This window comes from Actinomadura barringtoniae, assembly GCF_017573505.1.
GTDB classification, from domain to species: Bacteria; Actinomycetota; Actinomycetes; order Streptosporangiales; family Streptosporangiaceae; genus Spirillospora; species Spirillospora barringtoniae.
The window spans coordinates 331,916-356,165 of record NZ_JAGEOJ010000014.1 but is presented as its reverse complement, the minus strand read 5'-3'; the positions used below and the strand labels follow the sequence as shown (position 1 = coordinate 356,165).

Sequence of the window (24,250 nt, the reverse complement as noted above, 5' to 3'; positions counted from 1 at the left end):
GGGGGGGGGGGGGGGGGGGGGGGGGGGGGGGGGGGGGGGGGGGGGGGGGGGGGGGGGGGGGGTGGGGGGGGGGGGGGGGGGGGGGGGGGGGGGGGGGGGGGGGGGGGGGGGGGGGGGGGCGGGGTGGGCGGGGGCAGGGGCTTGCGGTCGGCGGACCTCTTGCGGATCAGGAAGCCCGCGACCACGCCGACCAGGACGCCGGCCTGCCCGATCGAGGCGCCGTACTGGTTGCCCGGGACCCGGTCGTAGGCCACCAGGACCTGGATGTAGAGCAGGGCGATGCCGGCCACGCCGACGATCGAGCCCAGCCACACCAGGCCCCGGCTGCCCGCCAGGGCGCCGAGCACGACGATCCCGCCGAGGACCACCAGCGCGAACCCCGCCGAGCGGATGAACGGGCTGGACTGGTCGGCGAGCCGGGCGAGCTCCCCCGACGGCATGCCGGTGAACAGGAACCGCACCGGCAGCCGGTACGGCTTCATCCCGCCGAGCCACGGCAGGAAGGCGCTCATCATCATCGCCACCCCCGCGGCGAGCGCCAGGAAACGGCCGAGTGTACGCACGTGAACCCCCGAATCATCACGTATCGCAATCAATTGATCACGCTAGCACCCGCCGCCCGCGCGGCCCGGCCCGGGGCCTTACCCTGGTCCCGGGTGGTGATCAGATGAGCGGCGAACCGTTCGAGTACGGCATCGACGGTCCGAAGGTGATCGTGGTCGGGGTGGACGGCTCGGAGACGTCCCTGCACGCGGGCGCGTACGCCTGGGGGCTGGCCCGCCGCAGCGATGCGCGGCTCATCGTGGTCTACGTGTCCCCGGTCGCGGCGATCTCCACCCTCACCCCGGGCGGGGCCGCGGTCATGCGCGAGGCCGGCGAGGAGGTCGCGGCGGAGCTGCGGGCCGAGATCGAGCAGCGGGCATCCGGGATGGAGGCCGTCCGGTACGAGTTCGTCAGCGAGGTCGGCGACGCCTACTCGGTGCTGAGCCGGGTCGCCGACGAGAACCGTGCCGACGCGGTCGTCGTGGGCGCCTCGGCACAGGCCGGGCACCGGCTGATCGGCTCGGTCGCGGTCCGGCTGGTCCGCGCCGGGCGCTGGCCGGTCACCGTAGTCCCCTGAGCCTGTCCCCTGAGCCTGTCCCCTGAGCCTGTCCCTTGACGTTCCGTAAGGGCGGAACGGGGGAACCCTCGAAGTGACAGACCGCGAGCAACAGACCGCGTGCGACGATTTCGGGGGCAGCCGTGCGTGAACCTTTCCTCGCCGAGGTCGCCTGGGCCGAGTCGGCCGTACGGGTCATCGGCTGGATCAAGCGCGATCCCGCACTGCCCGGCGAACCGTCGCTGGAGGTGCTACTGCGCGAGCGGGACGGCGATCGCGAGTTCGCCGCCCCGACCAAGCAACTGGAACCGGGCGACGACCCGCTCGACCTGTGGTTCGACGCGCACATCAAGGTGAACTCGGTCGCCGACGGCGGCCCGCTGCCGCGCGGCCTGTGGGACCTCGACCTGGCCGTACGGTACGAGGGCGAGAGCGTGCTGGTCCCGCTGGGCCGGGACCGCTCCACGTCCATCGACGTGTCCCCTCAGCGGCACTTCCTGCGCGACTCCACCACCGTGACCGTCTACTTCAGCGTGCACGGCACCCTGGCGATCGACGTCGGCGGGGAGCCGCACACCGCCGGGTCCACCGGCGCCGACGCGGTCGTCTGGAAGGAGAGCGACGAGGAGCTGGAGATCACCGGCCACCTGGACTTCCACGACTCGGCGATGCCGGTCTCGGCGACGCTGACGCTGCGTGAGCAGGCCACCGGCAGGGTGTACGAGGTGATCGCCATGCTGGAGTCGAAGCAGACCGGCCTCGCCTACAAGGCCGACATCCCCATGACGCGGGCGCTCATCGACGATCCGCTGCCGCGCGGCGCCTGGGACGCGTTCCTCATCCTCGGCTTCTCGGGCCTGCACCGAGAGCTGCGGCTCATGGCCCCCGACCGCCCCGCCGAGACGCAGGTCTGGCGGCGGCTCCGGCACGTGAAGGTCAGCTCCAGCAAGGCCCCGGCGCCGCTCACCATCACGGTCGGGCACTCGTAGAGCTTTGGTCAGAACGGGAAGGCGTCGTCGGGCGGCCAGCGCAGCGCCGAGTTCGCCACCGAGCTGAGGAGCCCGACGATCACGGCTCCGCCCGCCAGGTTGATCGCCGCCGTGGCGAGCGCCGCGTCGATCGGGCCCTGCAGGGTCAGCGGCAGCAGCGTCACGATCAGCACGGCCATCCCGCCGATCCAGGCGAAGGCGCGTACGGGCCGTGCGGCCACGGCTATCAGGACGTGCAGCAGCGCGGTGGCCTGGAGCGTCGCCGCGACCGCGCACACCGCGTAGGTGGCGCCGGCCACGTGCGGGGCGAGATCCCCGCCGCCGATCGGGACCTGGATGCCGAACACGCCGCGCATCACCATGACCCCGGTGAACGTCATCGCGGCCGCGACCAGGGCGGCGCCGAGACCGGACCACCACAGCCGCCGCAGGTCGACCTCGGGCCGTCCCGACATCGACTCGTGGAGCGTCATGAACTCCTCGAACCGGGTCATCGGGGCCGCGGCGGGGCGGCGCTGGACCAGGGTCGAGCGGCAGCGGAAGGACCGCTGGTACGGCCTCGTCCTCGGCCGCGAGACCCGCTGCTCGTCCTGTCCCCTTCCGGGCAGACCCTCAGAGAACGGTTCGAACGACTCGAATGCCATGCTCGCGACACCCCCTCCCCCGAAGCGATCATGTCTGTCGTACCCGGTGATGTCCGGGCGGACTCCACCGAGCTCAACAATTTGCGGTCATTTGATCACTGAGCGCTGAGCTCGGATTCTGCAATTACGGAATTCCCGATAGGCTCGGCCGGTGGCCAGTACCGAGGAACGCCTGAAGGCGCTCGAGTCCCGCGTGGCCGAGCTCGAGGCGCGTCTTCCCGACTCCCAGGACACGTCCGCGCCCGAGCAGGGCGAGGACGATTCGGGGCTCGTACGGTACGGCGGTGAGGCCCGGCTGGGCGGTTACGAATGGGCCTGGGACGTGGCCCGCACGCCCGCCGCCCTGCTCGCCGTGCCCGCGGCGCCGCTGACCGCCGTACTGCAGGCCGCTGGGCACCCCGCGCGGTTCGAGGTGCTGCGGCTGCTGCTGACCGGCCCGCGTACGGTGACCGAGCTGCAGTCGGAGCTGGGCCTCAACTCGACCGGGCAGCTCTACCACCATCTGAAGGCGCTGGCCGGGGCCGGGCTGATCGAGCAGACGGAACGTGCCGTCTACCGGATGCCCCCACGGGTCATCTTCCCCGTGCTGGCCCTGACCAGCGCCGCGTTCGACGTCACCGAGGCGCGCCGGAGCACGTCCGGTTAGGCGCCGGACCGCCCGGCTAGCCGAGCATCAGCAGGCCGTTCGGGCCGACGACCGCGTCCGTGGCGGTCGCGGCGAAGTGCAGCGAGTCCTTGGTGACCTTGTCGCCCAGGCAGAGGGCGCTGGCGACGATCGTGTTGATCATCCCGTCCAGCCCGCCCTTGTTGTGCAGCCCCATGCACTGCGGGTTCTTGACCTTGGTGATCGGGATCGGGCTCGTGGTGGTCGCCTTGCTGGTCTTGAGGACGACCTTGGCCTCCACGCCGTGCGGGTCGAGGATGACGCCCGCCTTGATCATCCATCCCGGCGGGAGCTTGACCGGCTTCTTCTCGTAGTTGTAGAGCGTGCTTCCATCGATGTAATAGCCCACCGGCAGGTCCTGCGCGGGCCGGGCGGCCTGCGCGTGCGAGGCCTGCGCGTACGAGGCCTGCCCGTACGAAGCCTGCCCGTACGAGCCGTGCGCCTGTACGACGGTGGCGCCGGCCATGGACATGGACGTGACTCCCACGCCCACGATGGATCCGACGCCCATGCCCGCGACGATCGCGGCCTTCTGCCATCCCTTGACGGCCATGCTCATCCCCCGAGATTGAGTACGACATCTCCCGTCACGGCGTGAGATGTCTCCGCGCAATCCTGTGATTACACACCGTGACGAGCAAAGCAATGGAAGAGGGGATCCCCGGAAGCGCCCCGCCCCGGGCATCCCCTCTGTCTCATGCGGCCGTACGAGACCCTCGGCCGGGCTCGATGAACCCCTGGCCGCGCCCGGTCAGACCTGGCCGGCCTTCTCCAGCGCCGTGCAGCAGGTGTTCACCAGCAGGCGGGTGACGTTGTAGGGGTCGATGTTGGCGTTCGGGCGACGGTCCTCGATGTAGCCCTTCTTCTCGACCTCGACCTGCCACGGGATGCGCACCGAGGCGCCGCGGTCGGACACGCCGTAGCTGTAGACGTCGTGCGGGGCGGTCTCGTGGTCGCCGGTGAGGCGCTCCTCGATGCCGTGCCCGTAACCGGCGATGTGCTCGTCGACCTTGCCCTCGCCGCCGAGCGCCTCGCAGGCGGTGATGATGGCGTCGTAGCTCTCGCGCATGGCCTTGGTGGAGAAGTTGGTGTGCGCGCCCGCGCCGTTCCAGTCGCCCTTGGCCGGCTTGGCGTCCAGGGTGGCGGCGACCTCGAAGTCCTCGGCGATGCGGTAGAGCAGCCAGCGGGCCACCCACAGGTGGTCGGCGACCTCGATCGGCCCGGCCGGGCCGATCTGGAACTCCCACTGGCCGGGCATGACCTCGGCGTTGATGCCGGAGATCTTCAGGCCGGCGTCGATACAGGCGTCCAGGTGCTTCTCGACGATGTCGCGGCCGAACACCTCGTCGGCGCCGACGCCGCAGTAGTACGGGCCCTGCGGGGCGGGGAAGCCCACGGCCGGGAAGCCGAGCGGGCGGCCCTCCTGGAAGAAGGTGTACTCCTGCTCGATGCCGAACCAGGAGTCCTGGTCGGCGAACTGCTCGGCGATCGGCAGCAGCCTGGCCCGGTTGTTGGTCGGGTGCGGGGTGCCGTCGACGAGGTAGACCTCGCAGAGCACCAGCTTGTTGTCGCCGCCGCGGATCGGGTCGGGACAGGAGAAGACCGGCTTGAGCACGCAGTCGGAGTTGTCACCGGGCGCCTGGTTGGTGCTGGAACCGTCGAAACCCCAGTCCGGGAGCTCCGCGCCGTCCGCCAGGACCCTGGTCTTGGAGCGGAGTCGCGCGCTGGGCTCGGTGCCGTCGATCCAGATGTACTCGGCCTTGTAGGTCAACGTCTGTCCCTTCCATCGCAGCCGTTCCGGGTGGGTTTCGGCCTCCATGAGACTCGCAACCGGCCATTTCGGACCTGTTGCCCAAATGTGAACGCCATGTTAAACGGGGCCTGACCTGGCCTGATATCGATGAGAGACCGGTCACACCGGACCTTTTCCGGCCCCGATCGGCCCTCGCCGGCCAAGGAGCGACAGGTGGGGCGGGGGCCCGCGGCCCCCGCCCCACCTGGTGTGATGTCCATCCCTTCCTTACGGCCGTCCCTTCGTCACGGCCGTCTCGTCACGAACGCTCGGCTATGGCCGGCGTTCCCCCGGCGTGGGCTCGTCGACCGGCGTCAGGGCCGGGTCATCGCCCGGAGTCGCCTCGTCGGTCGGCGTCTCCTCGATCTCCAGGGTCGGCTCGTGCACGGTGAGCTCCGCGCCCGGCAGGGCCGTCGCCTCGACCGTGCAGCCGCCGGCGCAGTTGGCGTCGGACGCCGCCGTGACGGTCGCCGAGCCCTTCAGCGGCACCTTCACCCCGGCGGGCAGGACGCAGTCGGCGGTGAAGACCACCGAACCGCCCGGGCCCACCGTGACGGTGGCGTCGATGTCGCCCTTGCCCTTCTCGCCCGGGCAGGAGCTGCCCGCGGTCGCCTTGCACGTCCAGGGGACGTCCTTCCAGACCTGCGCCACGGCCGCGCCCACCTGGGCGTCGGTCACGGTGTCGGGACCGGAGTTGGTCACCTTGATCGTGTAGGTGAGGTGGCCGCCCGGCTGGTACGGGTTCGGGTTGATGGCCATCTCCACCTGCAGCCCGGGCTTGGGCAGCGTCAGCGGCGGCGCCGTGTTGTCGCTGGGGTCGCCCTCGTCCGGCGTGGTCACCGAGGCGGTGGCCCGCGTCGTACCGGGCATGTTGGCGTCGCCCTTGAGCTTCACCGTGACCGGCGGGTACGAGGCGCCCGGCTTCAGCGCGTCGGCGCCGGTGCCCGGCCGGACGCAGGTCACCGCGTCCTGCCCGGTCTTGCAGGCCCAGCCCTGGCCGGTGGTGCCGACGACCGTCATGCCCGCGGGCACCGGGACCGTCACCGAGACCTGCTTGTCGGTCGGGCCGGCGTTGTCGGCGTTGGAGACGGTCGCGGTGACCGTTCCGGTGCCGCCCGGCACGAAGTTGCCCTGGCCGTCGAGCTTGACGTTCAGATTCGGCGGCAGGCCGGGGAACGTCAGGTCCACCGGCTTCGCGGTGTCGTTGCCGTTGTCGACGTCGTTCGGCGTCGCCGTCGAACCCTCGGCCTTGCCGCTGACGGGCGTGCCGTTCGCCGACTCGCCGACCACGGTGACCGGCGGGTACGAGGCGCCCGGCTGGAGCGCGTCGTCACCGGTGCCGGAACGCGTGCAGACCGCCGTGTCGCCGGTGATGCCGCACTCCCAGCCCTGCCCGCTCGCCGAGGTGACCTTGGCGCCGTTCGGCAGGGTGACCTTGGCGGTCACGGTGTTGTCGGTGGCGCCCGCGGTCGGCGCGTTCGAGACCACGGCCGTCACCTGGTCGCCGTGCGGCGTGAGCGCCATGCTGAGGTCCGGGCCCTTGGCCGCGGGCGGCGCGACGGTCAAGTCGGTCGGCTCGCTGGTGTTGTTGGACGGGTCGGTGTCGCCCGGCGTGGTCGCGGTCGCCTTGACCGGCACCGTGACGGGCTTGCCGGTGGCGGACTCCAGGCCCACGATCACCGGCTGGAACGCGTCACCCGGCTGCAGCGGGTCCGCCCGGACGCAGCTGACCTTGGTCGTTCCGGTGGTGCACTTCCAGCCCTCACCGGTCACCGAGGTCACCTTGACCCCGCTGGGGATCGGCACGTCCACGGTGGTCGGCCCGGTGGTCGGAGCCGCGCCCTCGCGGTTGGACACCGTCGCGGTGATCTCGTTGTCCCCGGGCGTGACCACGGTCGACAGGTCCGGCCCCTTGGGCAGCGGGTTCTCCCCCGCCGGGGCGGTGATGTTCACCGGCGGCGAGGTGTTGTTGCCCGGGTTGGAGTCGCCGGGCGTCCCGACCGTCGCCGTCACCGGCCCGGTGGTCTCCTTGTCGCCCGTCGCCTGAAACGTCAGGTCGATCGGCGGGTAGGCGGCACCCGGCTTGAGCTGGTCCTTGCCGGTGCCAGGCCGCGTGCAGGTGACCTTGGTGTCGGCCGGCTTGCAGCTCCAGCCGTCCCCGGCCACGTCGGTGACCTTCATGCCCGGCGGGACCGGGACGTCCACGGTCACCGGCCCGTTCGTGGGCCCGGCGGCCGGCGCGTTGCTGACCGTCGCGGTCGCCTTGCCGCCCTTGACCGGCGACAGCGCCACGCTGAGATCCGGGTCCAGGGTCGTGGCCTTGAAGTTCTGGATCTCGTGAACGTTGGTGGAGTCACCGGTCGACGCGGCGAACCCGAGCTTGATCTTGCTGGGCAGGCTGCCCTGGCCTTCGATCTTGTTCAGGTTGATGGCCGACAGCACGCGCTGCGAGCCCTTGCCGTCGTGGAAGTCGATCCCGACGTTCATGAACCCGGCGGTGCTGAGGTCGATCGAGACCGTACGGCGGGCCTTGTCGCGCGAGGTCGCCTTGTCCACCCCGAGCGGGCCGGGCGAGGGAACGCCCTTCACGTACTGGAAGTGCGACGCCTCCGAGCCGCGGACGACCACGCTGTTGGGCTTGGCACCCGGCCCCTTGTCGCCCTTGCCCCAGATCTTGGGGTTGGAGAAGTTGCCGTACTGGTCGAAGCCCACCCCGACGAACGCGTCGTCGAGGTTGCGGTAACCGAGCCAGCCGCCCGAGTCGCCGATGTCGTTCTTCTCCGACGCGCCGTCGATCAGGAAGAACGAGATGCCGTCGGCGCCGCGCTTGGTGGTGGTCTTGTACTGGAACTGGTCGAACTCCAGGTGCAGGCCCGCCGTCGAGTCGATGGGCTCGTTCAGCACCACGCCGCCCGCGTCCTGCTTGGACGAGTCGGTGAGCTGGTACGCGCCCTTGCCCGCGGCATCGGCCTTGCGCCTGGCCGACAGGACGTCGTTGCAGGCGGGCAGGGACCCCTCGACCATCTTGGTCGCCGCCGTCAGACACGGCGTGTGGGCGCCCTTCGGGCTCACCATCGTCCAGACCCCCGAGGGCGTGCGGGTGCCCGCGAAGGTCTCCGAAAGCAGCGGGCCGGCCGACGCGGGCGGCACCGCGACGACCGTCAGGCCGGTGAAGGCCGCCAAGGTCGCGGCCAGCCCCGCCGCCGCCCCGCGGCGCGCGCGGCGGCGCACGCGTCTGCGCGCGCCAGTGTTCACAAGTCTCATGTTTCTCCCCCGAATCCGGGGCGGCGCCCAGCGCGCCGCCCCGGTCTGAAACCCAGTCGTAAAACTCGTCCTCGGTTGCGCGGGTCAGCGCACGTCGAGGATGTCGAAGACGTAGACGATCGAGTGCCCGGGCGGCGCCCCGACGCCGCCCGGCGTCATCGTGAAGCCGCGGCCGTCCCGTTCGGGCACCACCATGAGGACCCGGCTGCCCGCGCGGACCCCGGTGAGGCCCTGGAGCCAGCCCGGCGGGACGGCGCCCTTGGCCATCACGAACCCGTTCGGGCCGCCGCGCCGGTACGACGAGTCGTACACCCGCGCCTTGTCCCAGGTGGCCGCCACGAAGTTGGTGACGACCGTCGACCCGGGACGTACGGCCGGACCGGACCCGGCGACCAGCGTGCGCGTGGTCAGCGCCGCGGGCGCGTGCCCGGACGGCACCGCGATCCGCGGCTCCCTGCCGCCTGGCACGGTCACCTCCGGCAGCCCGCCGCCCGTGGACGCCACCGGCACGCCGTTCGCCTGGGCGTCCGGTGCGTACCCGCCGATCACGTCGAACACCTCGATCAGCGAGTCGCTCGGCGAGACCCGCGACGGCGCCTGGCCGAGCGGGCCGAACGCCTGCGGCGCCGGGCTGACCAGCATCACGCGGGCGCCCGGCCGCCGGCCCAGCAGCGACCGTTCCCAGGTCTTGCCGACGTGCTGCCCATCCAGCACCACCGTGGTGGGCTGGCGGGTGTCCCAGGTGCTGAGGTAGGGCTTGTCGCCCTGCCAGATCCGCATGTCCACGTTCGCCACGACCACCTGGCCGGGACGCGTCGGCGCACCCGAACCACGGTCGAGCACCCGTACGCGCGGACCGCCGCCCGGAGCACTCCTGGGCGGCTTCACCTGGGGCTTGGCCCCGGGCTCACCCATCACCTCGGGCATCGCGGCCATGCCCGCCGCCGACTCCATCTGGCCGCAGGCGGAGACCAGCGTCCCGCCCACGGCCAGCGCGACGGCCGGCACCACCACAGTCAGAGGTCCTCTCTTCACTGTCTCCCCCGGCCGTTCGTCCTACGGAGCCTTGGGCATGGCGGGCATCGCCGGCGCCTGCAGCCCGGCCGACGGAGCCTTCGGCTCGGCCGACTCGACCGCGCCCGGGCCGCCGCCCTTCTGGAGCACCGCGGCGTGCGCCACGGTGGCGTCCGCGGCGGTCGTGCCGAGCACGGTGGCGTGGATGCCGTTGATGTAGCCGCTGGAGGCCGTCGGGTCGTACTTGTAGTGGCCCTTGGCGTCCAGCGTCGGCTTGCCCATCGAGTCGGTCGTGACCTGCTCGTTCGTGGTCGCCAGCGCGAACGCCGGCTGCGAGCGATCTTCGGGGATGCGCACCCCGAAGTTCACCGGCCAGATCTTCGGGATGTTGATGATCCGGTGGCCGAACGACGACAGGTAGCCCGACACCGCGCCGCCCTTGAAGGCGACCGGGTGGCCGGGCCGCGAGGTCGCCTCGACATCGATCGCGTCGACGTGCACCCCGATCGGCGAGAGCTGCGTGCCCCCGGCGACCGGCGCGGCCACGTACGGCACCCCGACGTCGACGCTGCCGCCGCCGGCGCGGGCGTGCGCCGCGCACGGCGCGGGCACGGTGCCCGAGCCGCCGGAGTTGGTCGGCAGCCGGTCGGTGAGCGCCCTGCTGTAGAGCGCGGACACCACGCCGAGGCCGACGCCGGGCGGCACGGTCAGGTTGACCAGGTTCTGGCCGCCGTTCTGCGCCTCGGGCGCGGTCGGCGTCGCGGGCGAGTGCGACTCGAACAGCGCCGTGTCCACGGTCCGCTGCAGCCCCTGGACCCGCGCGATCCACGCGTTGGCCTGGGCGCAGTGGTCACCCTTGACGATCGTTCCCCAGTCGTCGGAATCCGGCCCATCGGCCGCGTGCGCCGCCGCGGGCACCACGGCCCCGGCGATCAGCGCCGCCGCGACCACGGCCGCGCGGCGTCCGGTGCTCCATCCCCCCATGGAGAGCACCACCTTTCTCATGAAAGAAGCGTTTGACGGAATCACTTGCCCGGCCGCGCGCACCGCGCGGACGGAACGGCGCACGGCGGCGCCTCGGAGTTGGCCGGGTCGCGCAGGACCGCGGCGTGCCCGACGGTGACGTCGGCGGCGTTGCTGCCCAGCACGCTGGCGTGGATCGCGTTCACGTACCCGCTCGTCGCCGAGGGGTCGGTGAAGTAGTGACCGCTGGAGTCGAGCGTCGGCCGGCCCAGCTTGTCCGTGGTGACCTGCTCGTTCGTCTCGGCCAGCGCGAGCGCGGCCTGCGAGCGGTCCTCCGGGATGCGGGCGCCGAAGTTGACCGGCCAGATCTTCGGGATGTCGATGATCCGCTGCCCGAACATCGAGAAGTACCCGGAGGCCGCGCCGCCGCGGAACTTCACCGGCTGGCCCGGCTCGGCGGTCGCGCTCACGTCGACCGCGTCCACGTGGACGCCGAACGGCGACATCGGCGTCGACCCGAGCGGGTTGGCGACGTACGGGATGCCGACGTCGACGCTCCCGCCGCCCGCCTCGGCGTACGCGCCGCACGGCACGTCCCGGGTGCTCCCTCCCCCGACGTCCACGGGGATCTTGTGCCCCAGGGACCGGGTGTAGAGCGCGGAGACCTTGCCGATGCCGAAGCCGCCCGCGGTCAGGTCGACGATGTCACGGCCGCCGCCCTGCTCCTCGGGGGCCTCGCCCATCGTCGGGTAGTGCGTCTCGAACATCGCGGTGTTGACCATGCGCCCGAGCCCCGTGACCCGTGCGATCCACGAGTCCGCCTGCACGCACGACTTGTTGCCGGGAACGACCGTTCCCCAGTCGTCCGAATCCGGCGGAAGGTCGACCCCGTCATCGGCGGACGCCGGCGCGACCAGCCCCGCCGCGCAGACCGCCACCGCCCCGGCGACCAGCGCCGCACGGCGACACGAAGTGCCCCATTTCCCCATGGGCCACGTCCTTTCGTCTTCCTCGAAGCCACCGGTCAAGACACCCCTTCACCACCATCGGTTACTCGGCGCGACCAAGTGACTACAAACAGAAACAACCGCGATAGTTCCCAAACCAGACAGCGGCAAAATCCGTTTACCGATTCATCGAGCGATTCGGGGGGTTCCCAAACACAGCGAAAAACGGGACAAGATAGACGAAGGCCCCCGGCAACGCCGAGGGCCTTGGGGATCCCGAGGGTCAGGAGGTCGCGGCCTTGATGGTGACCGCGGGCGTCGTCTTGAACGCGCCGGCGAAGGTGATCTGATCGTTGGCCTTGACCAGGTCACCACAGGGCAGGCTGCCGTCCGCGGGCATGTAGTTGGGCGAGATCCGCGCCGTCGTGGTCTTCAGCGTCGAGGTCGCGTTGGTGTAGGTCATCGCGGTCTGCTGCGTGACGAACATGCACTTGGGGTCCGGCCCCAGCACCATGAACTGCCACAGATTGGGCCTGATGGTGGTCGTCCCGGTCGCCGCGTCGTATGCGGTGCCCGACAGTGGGCTGTACCAGCCCGACCTGGGCAGGAAGACCTGCCAGACACCCCCGGCGGGGTCTGCGCACTTGACCGGGTTGCTGTTCTCCAGCCGCCCGAGGGCACCGGTGGTGTTCTTGGCACTGGCCATCGTGCCCGTGATGGTCACGCTGGGGCAGGTGAGGTCGAGACTTCCGGAGGCGTTGCGGACCTTGACCGACGGGGCGGTCATGGAGATCGCGGCGCCGGGCCCGGGATTGGTGACGGTCCAGGTGGTGGTGGCGGCCTGAGCGGTCCCGACGAACACCAGACTCAGGGCGGCGGCGGACACGACGGTATGGAACGAAGAGCGCATGCGACGACCTCTGCGGGGTGGGCGGAGAGCCTAATTGATCTTCGGCTGACCACATGGTCACCCCAGTGATCATGAAAGTCCAGACCCCAGAACGATCTTGTTCGCCCGCTGTCCGCCCATGACGACACACGGCAGAAAACACTCACTGGCCGACAATCGTCGGCCCAGAGAAACCACGGTGGGCGCGGACGGTTTCGAACCGCCGACCGCTCGGTTGTAAGCCGAGAGCTCTACCCCTGAGCTACGCGCCCGCTGCCAGGAAGTGTCCCCGGCGACCGGGCAAGCGTACCCGGTCCAGGGGACCCACCGCGAAACGGATTCCGGCGCGCGCCTGGCCCAGGGGGGTGTCACGTGCCGGGTGCGGCCTTCGTGCCGACCACCAGGTCGCCGGAAACGTGGACCTGCCCGTGGAAGTGGGTGCCTCCGTCGCCGGGTGGGCTGGGCGGCGGGGGTTCGGGGACGAACGCCTTGGAGTTCGGCAGGCACATCCAGGCGGTGATCCGCGACTCCTTGACCTGGAAGTCGACCTCGGTGAACGACCCGGGATCGAGGAGACCGAAGTCGCCGCTGATGGCCGTGTCGAAGACGTGCGCCGAGGTCATGAAGGCCAGGTGGGCGTCGGTGGAGTTCAGCGCCTCCCGCAGCGGCGGAGCATCGAGCATGCGGGCCGTGTGGATGATCGCATCGCCGTTGAGCCCCTCGGCGTCCCGGCTCACCAGGCCCGCGTGGAGCGCGACGCGCATCCTGATCGCGACGGCCGCGCCGGCTCGCCGGTTGTACCGGCGCAGCGCGGCGGCCAAGATCGTGAGGAAGGGATCGGCGACGGCCAGGGTCGGGATCTCGGGTGGAACGATCACCAGAACGCCGTCACCGCGGTCCTCGTGGTAACAAGCCGCCCAGGAGACGCCTGACTCCTCGAGTGCGTCGCGGAGAAGCTCGTACAGGCTGAGGCGGACCGCCTCCCGATCCGACGCGGTCCTGTGGGGCATGCTGAATCCGGCCACGTCCGTGTAAAGGATCGTGCAGTTGCGCGAGGACCACGCCTGCGGCGACAGGTCCTGACGATGGGCGATCGTCCCGTTCATGATTCACCTACCAGAGTGCGGTCCTGCATTTCGTCGAGCCGGGCGCGCGCCGTCGCGGCGCTCGCGCTGTCACCGGTCCGTTCGCAACACGTCGCGGACTGGGCGAAGCACTCGCTGGCCCGGCCGGAACGGCCGAGGGCGAGGTTGATCTCGCCGAGCGAGAGCAGCGAGCGCCCCCGGCCCCACTGATCTCCGATCGAGCTCTGGATCTCCAGCGCGGCGTGCGCCCGGCACAGGGCCTCCTCGTGGTCTCCCGCCAGCGCGTGGACCCGGGCGATGTTGTCGAGGGTCTCGGCCGTGCCCCGACGGTCACCGACCTCGCGGTGCACGGCGAGCGCCTGACGCCCGTAGTCCAAGGCCTGGTCGAGGTCGCCGATCCTGCGCATCAACCGGGCCATGGTGCTGAGGCAGCCTCCCTCGCCGTTCCGGTCGCCGATCTCACGGCACAGGGCCAGCGCCTTGGTGACGAGGACGAGGGATTCGCGGTACCGGCCGTAATAGCGGTGGATGCGGGCCAGGAGGTTCAGAGTCTGCGCCTTTCCGCGCAGGTCGCTCGTCTCCCGTCGGATGCGCAACGATTCCTCGGCCGAAGCGAGCGCCGTTTCCTCGTTGCCAAGCCGCCACCACGCGTACGCGAGCGTGAACAGGCTCTCGGCCTCGCCCCGCCGGTCGCCGATCTCGCGGTGCAGGGCCAGCGCCCGGTCGGCGAGTTCCCGCGCATGCTCGTTGCCGCCCAGTTGCCGGCGGACATGCGACAGGGTGTCCAGCGTCTGCGCCTCGCCATGACGGTCGCCGAGGTCGACCCGGATCCGCAGGGCCCGTTCGGCGCAGCGCAGCGCCCGGTCGTAGCGGGCGAGCGAGCGGTAGATCCGGGCCAGGTCGTCCCGCGCGTCGCTCTCGGCCTTGAGGTCGCCGATCTCCTGCTGGATCCGGATCGCCTTGCGCGCGTTCCGCACGGCGGATCGATACGCCCCGCGATACCGGCACACGGTGGCGAGGGCGTTCAGCGTTCTGCCCTCCATGGCGCGATCACCGATCTCCCGGCCGATGCCCCGGGCCTCCTTGAGACAGGCCGCCGCCTCGCGATAGTGGGCGGACGCGCTGTGAACGAGGCCGATGGCGAGCAGCGTCTCGGCCTCGCCGTAACGGTCGCCGACGTCCCGCTGGATCGCGAGCGCCCCGGCCAGGTCGTCAAGGGCCGCGGTAGGCAGGCCCATGGACGTCTGGACGCGTCCGATGAGCGTCAGGCAGTCGGCCTCCCCCGTCCGGTCGCCGATCTGCCGCTTCATGCGCAGCACCGCGCGCCCCGTCCGTGCGGCCTCGGCGTACCTGCCCTGCCTGCGGTCGATGTGGGCGAGGGTCAGCAGGTCGTCGCTGACACCGTGCTGGTCGCCGGCGCGACGGCACATCTGGATCGACTCGTACGCCTGGGCCCGGGCCAGGTCGTACTGAGCCGTCCGCGAGTGGATCCGGGCCAGGATGTACAGCGTGTGGCTCGCGCCCGACGCGTCACCGATCTCGCGTTGGACGGCCAGAGCCGCCTCCGCCTGGGATCGCGCGTCCTCGTACGCCCCCTGGTGCCAGAGCGCCAGCGCGCTCAGCGACATGCTCTCCGCGCAGCCCTGCCGATCCTCGGTCTCGCGGCGGATCTTGAGCGACTCCTCGATGTGAGCGGCGGCCGAGGCGAAGTCCGCGGCCCGGATGTCCATGCGCGCCAGAACGTCCAGGGTCGCTCCCTGGCCTCGCCGGTCACCGGCCTCCAACTGCAGGCGGAGCGCCTTCGTGGCGTGTACGAGGGCCTGGCGGTGATCGCCGGTCCGGCAGAGGACGCGGGCGATGGTCGCGTGGCTCTCGCCGGTCCCGACCCGGTCGCCGATCTGCCTGCGGACCTCCAGCGCGTTCTCGGCGTGCGCGATCGCCGCCCCGTACTCTCCGGCGCTCCGCTCGATCTCCGCGAGGTTGTTGAGCGACTCGGCGAGGCTGTACCGGTCCCTCATCCGGACCTGCAGTGCCCGGGCGGTCTCGGCGTCCCGGCGGGCGTCGGCGTGGCGCCCGAGGCGGCGCTCGACCATGGCGATGATGTTCATCGCCGACGCCACCCCGCACGTGTCACCGATCTGCGCCCGTGCCGCCTTGGCCTGCCGGGCGTGCCGCATGGCGGCGTCGTACTCCCCGCGATCATGCTGGATCGTGGCGGCGGCCGCCAGGGACTCGGCTTCGCCATGGCGGTCGCCGATCTCCTGGCAGATCTGCCGGGCTTCGGCGGTGCTCCGCAGCGCCGCGGAGTAGTCGCCCAGCTTGCGCAGGATGTGCGCACGACTGTTCAGGCTCTCGACGACCCCGGCCAGGTCGCCGATGTCCCGGCGAATGCTCAGCGCCTGGTCGGCATGGCGGAGCGCCTCCACCGAACGGCCCGTCCGCCGCAGGATCCGTGACAGGTTGTCCAGTGCCTCCGCCTGTCCGCGCCGGTCGCTCAGCCGCTCGCGCACGGCGAGCGCGTGCTCGGCGAACCGGCGCGCGGTGGTGCAGTGGCCCATGCGGCGCAGCACGCGCGACACCGTCTCCAGCGCGTCGGCCTCGCCTGACTCGTTGCCGAGCTCACGATGGATGCTCAGCGACCGGCGCGCGTAGCGCAGTGCCAGGCGGTAGCGCGCCAGTCTCCAGTAGACCTGCGCGATCTTCTCCAGCCCTTCCGCGACGCCGTGCCGATCGCCCACGGCCTCGAACGTCCTCAGGGCACGGATGCCGTACTCGAGCGCCTTGCCGTGTTCGGAGCGCGAGCGTTCCACCCGCGACATCGTGTTGAGCGCCCATGCCGCCAGGCGCTCCTCATCCAGCTCGACGAAGATGCGGTGAGCCGACTCCGCGTCTCTCGCCGCGGCGCCGTAGCCTCCTTGGTCGCAGTGGATGACCGCCAGGTGATCGAGCATCAGAGCCTCGGCCCATCGGTCTCCCATCGTCCGAGCCCCCGCGAGCCCCAGGCGGTGGACCTCGACGTTGTCGCTACGGTGCCTGCCACGGCGCAGGAACGTGAACAGGGCGGCGGCAAGCTCCCAGGCGATCTCCCACTGCCCCATCGCCGCGGCCTGCCGGACGGCCGCGACCAGACCGGCACGCTCCACCTCGAACCAGGTCGGGTGGTTCCCCGTCCCCGCGCCGGCCGGGCCTGTGGGCAGCCTCCCCGCCGCACGGCGCAAGGCCAGGAGATACGACTCCCAGAGACGACGCAGTGCCGCGTCGACGTCATCGACGCCACCGGGCTGCTCGCCGTTACCGAGCCTGACTTCGGCATAGGCGCGGGCCAGCTCGTGCAACCGGAATCGGTCCGCGCGTCGCGCCTCGACCAGGTCGCGCCGAACCAGCTCGTCCACGAAGCGCCGTGCCACCGGGACAGGGACTCCCAACAGCACGGCCACGCTCCCGATACCGAAATCCGGTCCCGGAATGAGGCTGAGCATCCGGAACACCCGGCGCAACCGCGCGTCGAGGGCCTGATAGGAGACGTCGAACGCCGCCCGGAGCGTGTCCTCCGGCCCCGGCAGTTCGGCGGCCGCACTGTTCGGCGAGTTGGCCAGCCCGGCGGCCACGACCCTGATCGCCAGCGGCATCCGCGCGCACGACTTGGCGAGACGGGCGGCTTCTTCGGAGAGCGCCCCGGCCTCGCCGTCCGCCTCGGCATGTCCCGCGGACAGCATTCGGGTGGCGAGTTCCTCGGAGTCCTCCACCGACAACGGACCGAGGGGCAGCGAGTTCCCGCCATAGCGCGCGACCAGACCGTCGAGACGGGTCCGGCTGGTGACCACGACGAAGCAGTTCCGGCTTCCCGGAAGCAACGGCATGACCTGGCCGGCATCGGCGGCGTTGTCCAGCACCACCAGGACTCTTCGAGTGGCGAGGACCGAGCGGAAAAGCGCCGCTCTCGGCCCCTCGCCCTTCGGTATCTCAGAGGCGGCCAATCCAAGTCCCCGCAACAGACCGAAGAGGATTCTGCTCGGCGCCAGGATTCGCCCGCCGGCGTCATGCAGGTCCAGGAAAATCTGCCCACCGGGGAAATCGCCGATCCTCCGGTGGCCCCAATGGACGGCGAGCGCCGTCTTGCCCGTCCCGGACATACCGTGAATCTCTACGAGGGACTGGGACCCCAGGGCCGCGTCCATCACCTGGAGCTCGTACTCCCGCCCGACGAAGGGCTCGGGCTCCATCGGCAGTTGCCAGATGGGCATTGCGGGACTGCGCGCCGCGCTCCCGCCGATGACGATGTTCCCGCCGACGTTCACCGGTCCGTGAAAGTAGGCGGCGGCCGGTCGTTGCTCCATGCCCACACCCCCGTCGTTTCGACCGCCACGCCCGGGGCGTTCAGGCACAGCACACCCCGGGACTTGGTCCGACACGCACAGAAGATCCCATGATCTTGGATATCGACAAGGCATTCCCGTATGGCCATACAAAGCCGTACAGACCATGCATCCGGCCCGAATTTCGATCACCACGGTCCGTGACAACGGTCACCTGACACAATCGTTCGCTTACAGAAGTGCATCCTGGAAGCCATGGGGACCTCCAGAGAGCTGCCGCCCGGCCCTCCCGAGATGAGAACCGCGACCGATTTTGCCGCCTCCCTTAAGGCGCTTATTGCGGCAACCGGAAAGTCGTATCGGACCCTTGAAAGAGAGATCAAGAATCTCGATCTTCCAGGGATCGGCGTGCCCACCGGAACGATCTCCGCCTGGTGCAACGGCCACCATCTGCCCGGGCCGTCGAGCAGTCCGGGCCTCCGGGCACTGCTCGGTGTCGCCGGCGTGGACGAGAGTGGCCGGGAGGCGTGGCTGGAGAGTCTCGAGCGCCTCCGGCGCGGACGCTCCAACTCGGGGCGCACCTCCGGACCGTCCCCTTATCGCGGTCTAGAGCCCTATCGCGAGGAGGACGCAGGGCTTTTCTTCGGCCGTACGAGCATCACAGAGGAACTGGTCAAGTTCGCTCTCGAGAACTGCGATCTAGACCGGCCTATCATTGTGACCGGAGCTTCGGGTGTGGGAAAGACATCCCTCATCCAGGCAGGGTTGCTCGCCTCGTTGCCGGCTGAACGAACGGACGGATACCTACGCGTGAATCCCGCCTCCGGCTCCGTTCCGGACCCGGGAAACGCGCGGCTCATCCTCGTCGACCAGTTCGAGCAATTGTTCACCGGCGGCGCCGACCCGCAGGAACAGCAGGAATTCGTCGAGCGCCTCCGCGCGCACGCCGCCCGCGGGATCATGGTGGTGATCGGCATGCGGGCCGACTTCTACGAGCACGCGGTCCGGATCCCCGCGCTCATCCCGCTGATCAACAGCGCGCTCCTCGCCGTCGGCCCGATGGACGAGAACGGGATCCGGCAGGCGATCGAGGCACCGGCCAGGGCGGCGGGCATCAGGCCGCATCCCGAACTCGTCGAGATCCTGCTACGCGACCTCGGCTTCCCCCGGTCCGGGCGGACCACGTTCGACGCCGGCGCGCTCCCCCTGCTCTCCCACGCGCTGCTCCAGACCACCGAAAGAGCGGAAGGCGACGAGCTGACACTGCGGAACTACCAGGACACCGGCGGGATCCACGGGGCGATCGCCCAGACTGCAGAGGAGGTCTACACCGGGCTCACCGACGAGCAGAAGGAGACGGCACGCCTGCTGTTCCTCAACCTCTCCGAGGAGCAGGACGAAACCGGGCCCACCCGCCGCACGCTCCCGGTCGAGGATCTCTTCGAGGGGCCGTCGTCCCGCGAGACGTTCGACCGCTTCGTCGACGCCAGGCTGATCACCGTGGACCGGGCCGGCGCCCAACTCGCCCACGAGGTCCTGCTGCGGAAATGGCCGCGGCTCATCGCGTGGCTGGCCGAGGACGCCGAGGACCGCCGATTGCGCGGCACGATCGTCACCGCCGCCCGGACCTGGGAAAAGAGCGGGCACGACGAGGGGTCGCTGCTCCGCGGAACGCTGCTGCAGCAAGCCGAGAGCCGGTTGGACAGTCACGGCGTGGACGAGTCGGTTCGCGCGTTCCTGCGGCTCAGCCTCGAGCTCCGCGACTCCGAGACCGCGGCGCGCCAGGCCCTCCGCCGGCGCCGCGTCCGCATGCAACGGGCCCTGATCGCGCTTCTCACCCTGACGGCCCTGGTGGTCGGCGTCGGCGCGGGCTACGCCTCCCAGGCGCGCAAGAACGAGCGCCGGTCCCAGGCGGTCGCCCTCTCCCAGTTCGTCGCCGGTGAATCGAAGCGGATGCGCGCCACGAACGTCGGGCTGGCCGCGCAGCTCGCGGTGGCCGCGTACAAGATCTCGCCCACCACCGAGGCGCTGGAGAGCGTGCTCGACTCGACCGCCGTCCCACCCGCACGCCGCCTCTCGACCAGCACGGCGGTGATGGCCCTCAGCGCCGACGGCAGACGTCTGGCCGAGGGCGAGAAGGACGGGACAGTTCGGTTGTGGGCCGACGCGGCGGGATCATTCGACCCGCTGCCCGTACCGCCGCTGACCGGAGCCGGTGGCCCCGCCAAGGGCATGGCGGCGAGCCGCGACGGACACCTTCTGGCGGCGGCGTACGGCCGGAACGTGCGGGTCTGGTCCCTGGCCCCCTCTGGCCGGCAGGTCGCGGTGCGTACGATCAGCGGCCTTCCCGGCACGGCCGTCACCGCCGTCGCCGTGTCACCGGACGGCCGGAAGATCGCAGCGGGCAGCGACGCGGGCGCGGTCTCACTCTGGGACGTGGGCTCCACCACGACGGTGCGGCTGCCAGGGCACGCCACGACGATCGACACCCTCGCGTTCGCCCCCGACGGCCGCACCCTCGCCGCCGCGGGTGGGAACGACCACCTCGTTCATCTGTGGAACGTCACCGGCGGTCCGCTGGCACTGGCTCCGCTGACCGGGTCGGCGAGCCGCATCTTCTCCGTCGCCTTCAGCCCTGACGGGCAACGCCTCGCGGCCGGGCTGGGGAAACAGCATTCGGTCCTGCTCTGGAAGGTCGACCGGCCACGGCCCGACGGGCCCCTGCTGACCGGCCCCGACAGCTGGGTGACGACGGTGGCGTTCAGCCCCGACGGGCGGACGCTCGCGGCCGGCGCCGCCGACAACCTCCTGTGGTTGTACGACCTGGCGACGAGGCGGCAGATCCAGCGGCTGCCGCACGCGCATCCGATAGGCCAGACCGTCTTCGCGTCCGGCACCACCCTGCTGACCAGGAGCGATGACAACTCGCTGATCGCCTGGACGCTCCCTGGGCCACTCGTCGGCGGAGCCAAGGACAGCGTCTGGGCGGTGACCTTCGATGCCACCGGAACCCGCATGGCGGTCGCACCCGGCGCCGGAGACGACTCGATCGGTCTCTGGAACACGGCGGATCCTCACGCGCCCGGCCGCCTCGGCACCTCGATCCGTGGTGGTGAGGGCGCGGACGCGTTCTCCGGCTCGGGAACGCTGACGCCCGACGGCAAGATGATCGCGGTCGGCACCGTCGGCGGATCCGTCGAGCTGTGGAGCGTCGCCGATCCGGGCCGGCCACGCCGCCTCGGCGCCGTCACGGCGGCGAACGACCTCATCGAGGCCATCACCCCGAGCCCCGACGGGAGACTCCTGGCCATCGGCTCCGACGACCACACCGTGCGGCTGGTCTCGATCGCCGATCCCCGGCGGCCCGCGGTGCTCGCCACGAAGCAGACGGGCGGCTACGTCTTCCAGACCTCGTTCAGCCGCGACGGCAGGCTGCTGGCCGTCGGCAGCGAGGACCATCACGCCTATCTCCTGGACGTGCGCGATCCGACCAAGCCGGCCGTACGGGCGGTCCTCGGCGGATTCGACGACACCGTCTACTCCACCGCGTTCGACCCCGGCGGGCAGTTCCTGGCCGCCGGCGGCGCCGACGGCACCATCAGGCTGTGGTCCATCGCGGACCCGGCCCATCCCGTCGTACGCGGGCCGCCCCTGAGCGGACCGGCCGGTTACGTCTACTCGCTCGCCTTCGCGCCTCACGGCGAGACACTCGCCGCCGCCAGCACCGACGGCACCGCCTGGCTCTGGAATCTGTCCCGGCCCGACGACCCGAGACGGCTCGCCACGCTGACCGGACCGGCGAAAGGGCTGCTGGTGGTCGCGTTCCGGCCGAACGGCGACGTGGTCGCGGCCGGCGGCCATGACCGGACCGTGCGGTTCTGGACGATCGACGCCGTCAAGGCCATCCGCCTGGCCTGCGACGAGAGCGGACTGGCGATCACCAAGCGGGAGTGGGCGCAGTACGTGCCCGGCCGCGCCTACGCCCCGCCCTGTACGTAGCCGTGTTGTGCCTGGCCACGCGGGTGCCTGGCTGCCCATCCGCGACACGCCTCATCGTCTTCGCCGCAGCATGGGGACGGCGGGTCGTCCCGGGGGTGGGCGGGTGGGTCTGCGAGGGTGGGTCGATGAGTGAAGACGTCGATGGGGTGGCGCTGGCCCGGGCCCTGGTCCTGGGCGTGCTGGCCGATGGTGCGCCGCGCGACCTGCCCGCGATCGCCCTGGACGCCTGCCCGATGCGGGCCCGGACGGGGTCGGCGGTGCGGGTGATCGGGATGGAGATCGAGAAGGTGCTTCCGGGGCTGGTCGCGCTGGGCGAGGTGGAGGAGCAGCCGGTCACGGCGCTGGTTCCGGGCGTCGACGGTGAGGACGTGCCGGTGACCGTGCGGGCGTACTCGCTGGCCTGAACGCGGGGTCCTCCCCCTCGCCACGCTCGAGGGGGAGGACGGGGACGCCGCCCTCCGGGACCCCGATCCCGGAGGGCGGCGAGGCGATCAGCGGTCGATCAGTGCGTCCAGCCGGTCGACCGCGGGTCGCCAGTCCGCGGGGATCTCGTGACAGCGGGTGGCGCGCCAGTTCTCGTACGAGATCGTGTAGGTGAAGTGGTCGGCGACCTGGCAGCCCGCCGAGGAGCTCCAGGTGGTCGTGATGCGAGCCAGGTCGGTGGTGAGGCCGCGGAGCTCGGTGCTGGTGAGGGTGAGGTGCCCGGCGCTCAGGACCGTGGCGGTGCCGTCCCGGTCGACGATGACCTTGTCATTGCGTCCGGCGAATCCTCCGGTGCGTTCGTAGACGACGAGCGAGGCGTCGTGGGCTGCGGTTGTGGGCGGCAGCGGAGGCAGGACGGAAATGCCGAGAATGAGGGCCTTGGTGAGCAAGGTGGCTCCCTTTGCGTGACGTCGTTGTCGTGCAGTGGGTCAGAACGAGAAGAGCGAACCGCCGGTCGAGCGGATGGCCTCGCATTGATTGCCGTAGACCTTGGTGAAATGGCGGGAATGACCGCGCCAGATGCCGTGGACGCTCACTCTGACGGGATCGTAGACCTTCGTGCAGGGTCCCGGGTCGGCAGGGATCGAACCCACCTCGCCGTCGGCGTCGCGTAGCTGGTCGCAGGTGAGGACAGGCGTGACGTGGGTGCCGCCGTCGGGGTCGCACAGGAGCGTGTTCGTCCTGGTGGGGGCGGAGTTTCCGAGGATGACCATGAGGACGTAGGCTCCCTCGGGTTCGCCGGGGATCACCTGGGCGCGGGCCGGCGCGGTCGCGGCCGCCAGGGGCAGCGCCACGGCCAGCGTGGTGATGAGCCATTCGGCTCGTCTCTTGCGCATTTCTCCTCCTTTGTCGAGCGCCGCGATCTGCGGCGTTCGGCACGGTGCGACGCGAATTGTGTGGTGCGTCACACCGGAAAGCGGAGCGAATTCGCGACCGCTTCCGGCCCTTGACGTTAAGTGGGCGACGGAAGTGCTTCAAGGGAGATGATCGTCCTGATTCGGTCAGAGGTTGATCTCTAAATTGTTGTCTGACCAATTAAGAAAACCGAGTACGGACGATTGGTTTCCATGCTGGTCAGGACGTGGGGCCGATGGACCGTTGGCGTTCTGTCCGATTGGCCGTTCACGAACCCGCAGGTGGCGGGGCGGCGGAAATGGGGTTGGCAGGGCGTGCGACGGCCTGTTAACGTCCAGCCTGCCGTGACACAACGCGAGGAGGTGAGCCCCCATGAACCACACATCGAGGTGGGTGCTCCCACTCTCCTGGTCACGGGCGGGCGACTGACATAGGTGTCGCCGGGAGCGCCCCGCAACAGGCACTCCCGAAAGGCAACACCATGAATTCACTGCGTTTCACTGCGGAGACGTCGGCGGACGGCGTCATCATCGAACGCGACTTCACCCTGGGCGAGATCCCCGGCGTTCTCTGGACGCCCGCATCGGAGACCGGCCGGACGCCCCTGATCCTGATGGGGCACGGCGGCGGGCAGGACAAGAAGACCCCGGCTCAGCTGGCCCGTGCCCGCGAGTTCGTGACCCGCGGCTTCGCCGTCGCCGCCATCGACGCGCCCGGGCACGGCGACCGGCCCCGTTCGGCGGAGGACGAGCAGGCCCGCGCCGACCTCCGGCACGCCTGGCAGACCGGCGCGCCGATCGGCGAGATCAGCTCACGCTACGGCGCCTCGCTCGCACTGCGCGCCGTACCGGAGTGGCAGGCCACCCTGGACGCCCTCCAGGAACTGCCGGAGATCGGCACGGACGGGCCGGTCGGCTACGGCGGCGGCATCACCCTCGGCACCGCGATCGGGGTCCCGCTGACGGCGGCCGACTCCAGGATCACCGCCGCGCTGTTCGGCGGCGGGTTCGTCGTGCACGGCGCTCTGGTCGAGGCGGCGCGCCGGGTCACCGTTCCGGTCCGCTACCTGCTCCAGTGGGACGACGAGCACGTCGACCGCCAGTCGGCCCTCGCGTTCTTCGACGCGTTCGGCTCGAAGGAGAAGACGATGCACGCCAACTCCGGCGGGCACGGCGACGTGCCCGCGTTCGAGGTCGCCAGCTCGATCCGGTTCTTCCGCCGGCACTTCGGTCTGGAGAGCTAGCGGC

Annotated in this window: 19 protein-coding genes, 1 tRNA gene and 1 pseudogene; 8 read left to right on the top strand and 13 right to left on the bottom strand. The window is 70.8% G+C overall.

The window, feature by feature from the left end:
- Positions 1-279 precede the first annotated feature (279 nt).
- The 3 genes from J4573_RS33165 to J4573_RS33155 all read left to right on the top strand — a co-directional run bounded on the left by J4573_RS33165 (position 280) and on the right by J4573_RS33155 (position 2,088).
- The gene (locus J4573_RS33165; RefSeq protein WP_208259862.1) at positions 280-567 is read left to right on the top strand and encodes a hypothetical protein; all 288 of its coding nucleotides are present in this window, start codon (positions 280-282) and stop codon (positions 565-567) included.
- Positions 568-667: 100 nt separating this feature from the next.
- Positions 668-1,120, top strand: a complete 453-nt coding sequence (locus tag J4573_RS33160; protein ID WP_208259861.1) for a universal stress protein — start codon at positions 668-670, stop codon at positions 1,118-1,120.
- Positions 1,121-1,242: 122 nt separating this feature from the next.
- A complete protein-coding gene (locus J4573_RS33155; protein WP_208259860.1) occupies positions 1,243-2,088 on the top strand; it encodes a hypothetical protein in 846 nt (281 codons plus the stop codon).
- A gap of 8 nt (positions 2,089-2,096) precedes the next feature.
- Here the strand turns inward: J4573_RS33155 and J4573_RS33150 are convergent, their stop codons facing one another.
- Positions 2,097-2,732, bottom strand: coding sequence for a DUF6069 family protein (locus tag J4573_RS33150; RefSeq protein WP_208259859.1), 636 nt, complete (start codon positions 2,730-2,732; stop codon positions 2,097-2,099).
- 151 nt (positions 2,733-2,883) lie between these two features.
- On the opposite strand from J4573_RS33150, the gene J4573_RS56330 reads away from it, so the two are divergent.
- Complete coding sequence (locus J4573_RS56330; protein WP_208259858.1) at positions 2,884-3,378, top strand: ArsR/SmtB family transcription factor; 495 nt, start codon at positions 2,884-2,886, stop codon at positions 3,376-3,378.
- Between the two features lie 16 nt (positions 3,379-3,394).
- Here J4573_RS56330 and J4573_RS33140 read toward each other — a convergent pair whose 3' ends face one another.
- From J4573_RS33140 to J4573_RS33095, 10 genes are all read right to left on the bottom strand, one after another.
- Positions 3,395-3,955 (bottom strand): hypothetical protein, encoded by a 561-nt coding sequence (locus tag J4573_RS33140; protein WP_208259857.1) that lies wholly within the window; start codon positions 3,953-3,955, stop codon positions 3,395-3,397.
- A 192-nt stretch (positions 3,956-4,147) separates the two neighbouring features.
- Positions 4,148-5,215, bottom strand: a complete 1,068-nt coding sequence (gene glnII / locus J4573_RS33135; RefSeq protein ID WP_243773906.1) for a glutamine synthetase — start codon at positions 5,213-5,215, stop codon at positions 4,148-4,150.
- Between the two features lie 246 nt (positions 5,216-5,461).
- A complete protein-coding gene (locus tag J4573_RS33130) occupies positions 5,462-8,452 on the bottom strand; it encodes a lectin-like domain-containing protein (RefSeq protein ID WP_208259856.1) in 2,991 nt (996 codons plus the stop codon).
- 84 nt (positions 8,453-8,536) lie between these two features.
- Positions 8,537-9,466, bottom strand: a complete 930-nt coding sequence (locus J4573_RS56325) for an FKBP-type peptidyl-prolyl cis-trans isomerase (RefSeq protein ID WP_208259855.1) — start codon at positions 9,464-9,466, stop codon at positions 8,537-8,539.
- Between the two features lie 42 nt (positions 9,467-9,508).
- Complete coding sequence (locus J4573_RS33120; protein ID WP_208259854.1) at positions 9,509-10,471, bottom strand: hypothetical protein; 963 nt, start codon at positions 10,469-10,471, stop codon at positions 9,509-9,511.
- Between the two features lie 20 nt (positions 10,472-10,491).
- Positions 10,492-11,418: a hypothetical protein gene (locus J4573_RS33115; RefSeq protein WP_208259853.1), complete on the bottom strand. Its 927-nt coding sequence runs from the start codon at positions 11,416-11,418 to the stop codon at positions 10,492-10,494.
- A gap of 241 nt (positions 11,419-11,659) precedes the next feature.
- Positions 11,660-12,286, bottom strand: a complete 627-nt coding sequence (locus J4573_RS33110; protein WP_208259852.1) for a hypothetical protein — start codon at positions 12,284-12,286, stop codon at positions 11,660-11,662.
- Between the two features lie 179 nt (positions 12,287-12,465).
- Positions 12,466-12,537, bottom strand: a tRNA-Val gene (locus tag J4573_RS33105).
- A 96-nt stretch (positions 12,538-12,633) separates the two neighbouring features.
- Entirely contained in the window at positions 12,634-13,371 is a 738-nt protein-coding gene (locus tag J4573_RS33100) for a nucleotidyl cyclase domain-containing protein (protein WP_208259851.1), read from the bottom strand.
- Positions 13,368-17,687 (bottom strand): tetratricopeptide repeat protein, encoded by a 4,320-nt coding sequence (locus J4573_RS33095; RefSeq protein ID WP_208259850.1) that lies wholly within the window; start codon positions 17,685-17,687, stop codon positions 13,368-13,370. Before J4573_RS33095 ends, J4573_RS33100 begins: the two co-directional genes overlap by 4 nt.
- Before the next feature lie 234 nt (positions 17,688-17,921).
- On the opposite strand from J4573_RS33095, the pseudogene J4573_RS56760 reads away from it, so the two are divergent.
- From J4573_RS56760 to J4573_RS33085, 3 genes and pseudogenes are all read left to right on the top strand, one after another.
- Positions 17,922-18,440, top strand: a pseudogene (locus tag J4573_RS56760) (nSTAND1 domain-containing NTPase); the annotation flags it as partial.
- 36 nt (positions 18,441-18,476) lie between these two features.
- Complete coding sequence (locus J4573_RS56320) at positions 18,477-21,665, top strand: WD40 repeat domain-containing protein (protein WP_208259849.1); 3,189 nt, start codon at positions 18,477-18,479, stop codon at positions 21,663-21,665.
- Between the two features lie 125 nt (positions 21,666-21,790).
- On the top strand, positions 21,791-22,069 hold the full coding sequence (locus tag J4573_RS33085; RefSeq protein WP_208259848.1) for a hypothetical protein: 279 nt from the start codon (positions 21,791-21,793) through the stop codon (positions 22,067-22,069).
- Positions 22,070-22,156: 87 nt separating this feature from the next.
- Here the strand turns inward: J4573_RS33085 and J4573_RS33080 are convergent, their stop codons facing one another.
- On the bottom strand, positions 22,157-22,537 hold the full coding sequence (locus J4573_RS33080) for a hypothetical protein (RefSeq protein ID WP_208259847.1): 381 nt from the start codon (positions 22,535-22,537) through the stop codon (positions 22,157-22,159).
- Between the two features lie 39 nt (positions 22,538-22,576).
- Complete coding sequence (locus J4573_RS33075) at positions 22,577-22,984, bottom strand: SSI family serine proteinase inhibitor (RefSeq protein ID WP_208259846.1); 408 nt, start codon at positions 22,982-22,984, stop codon at positions 22,577-22,579.
- A 500-nt stretch (positions 22,985-23,484) separates the two neighbouring features.
- Between J4573_RS33075 and J4573_RS33070 the strand changes: the two genes are divergently transcribed.
- On the top strand, positions 23,485-24,246 hold the full coding sequence (locus tag J4573_RS33070; RefSeq protein ID WP_307797084.1) for a dienelactone hydrolase family protein: 762 nt from the start codon (positions 23,485-23,487) through the stop codon (positions 24,244-24,246).
- Positions 24,247-24,250 lie beyond the last annotated feature (4 nt).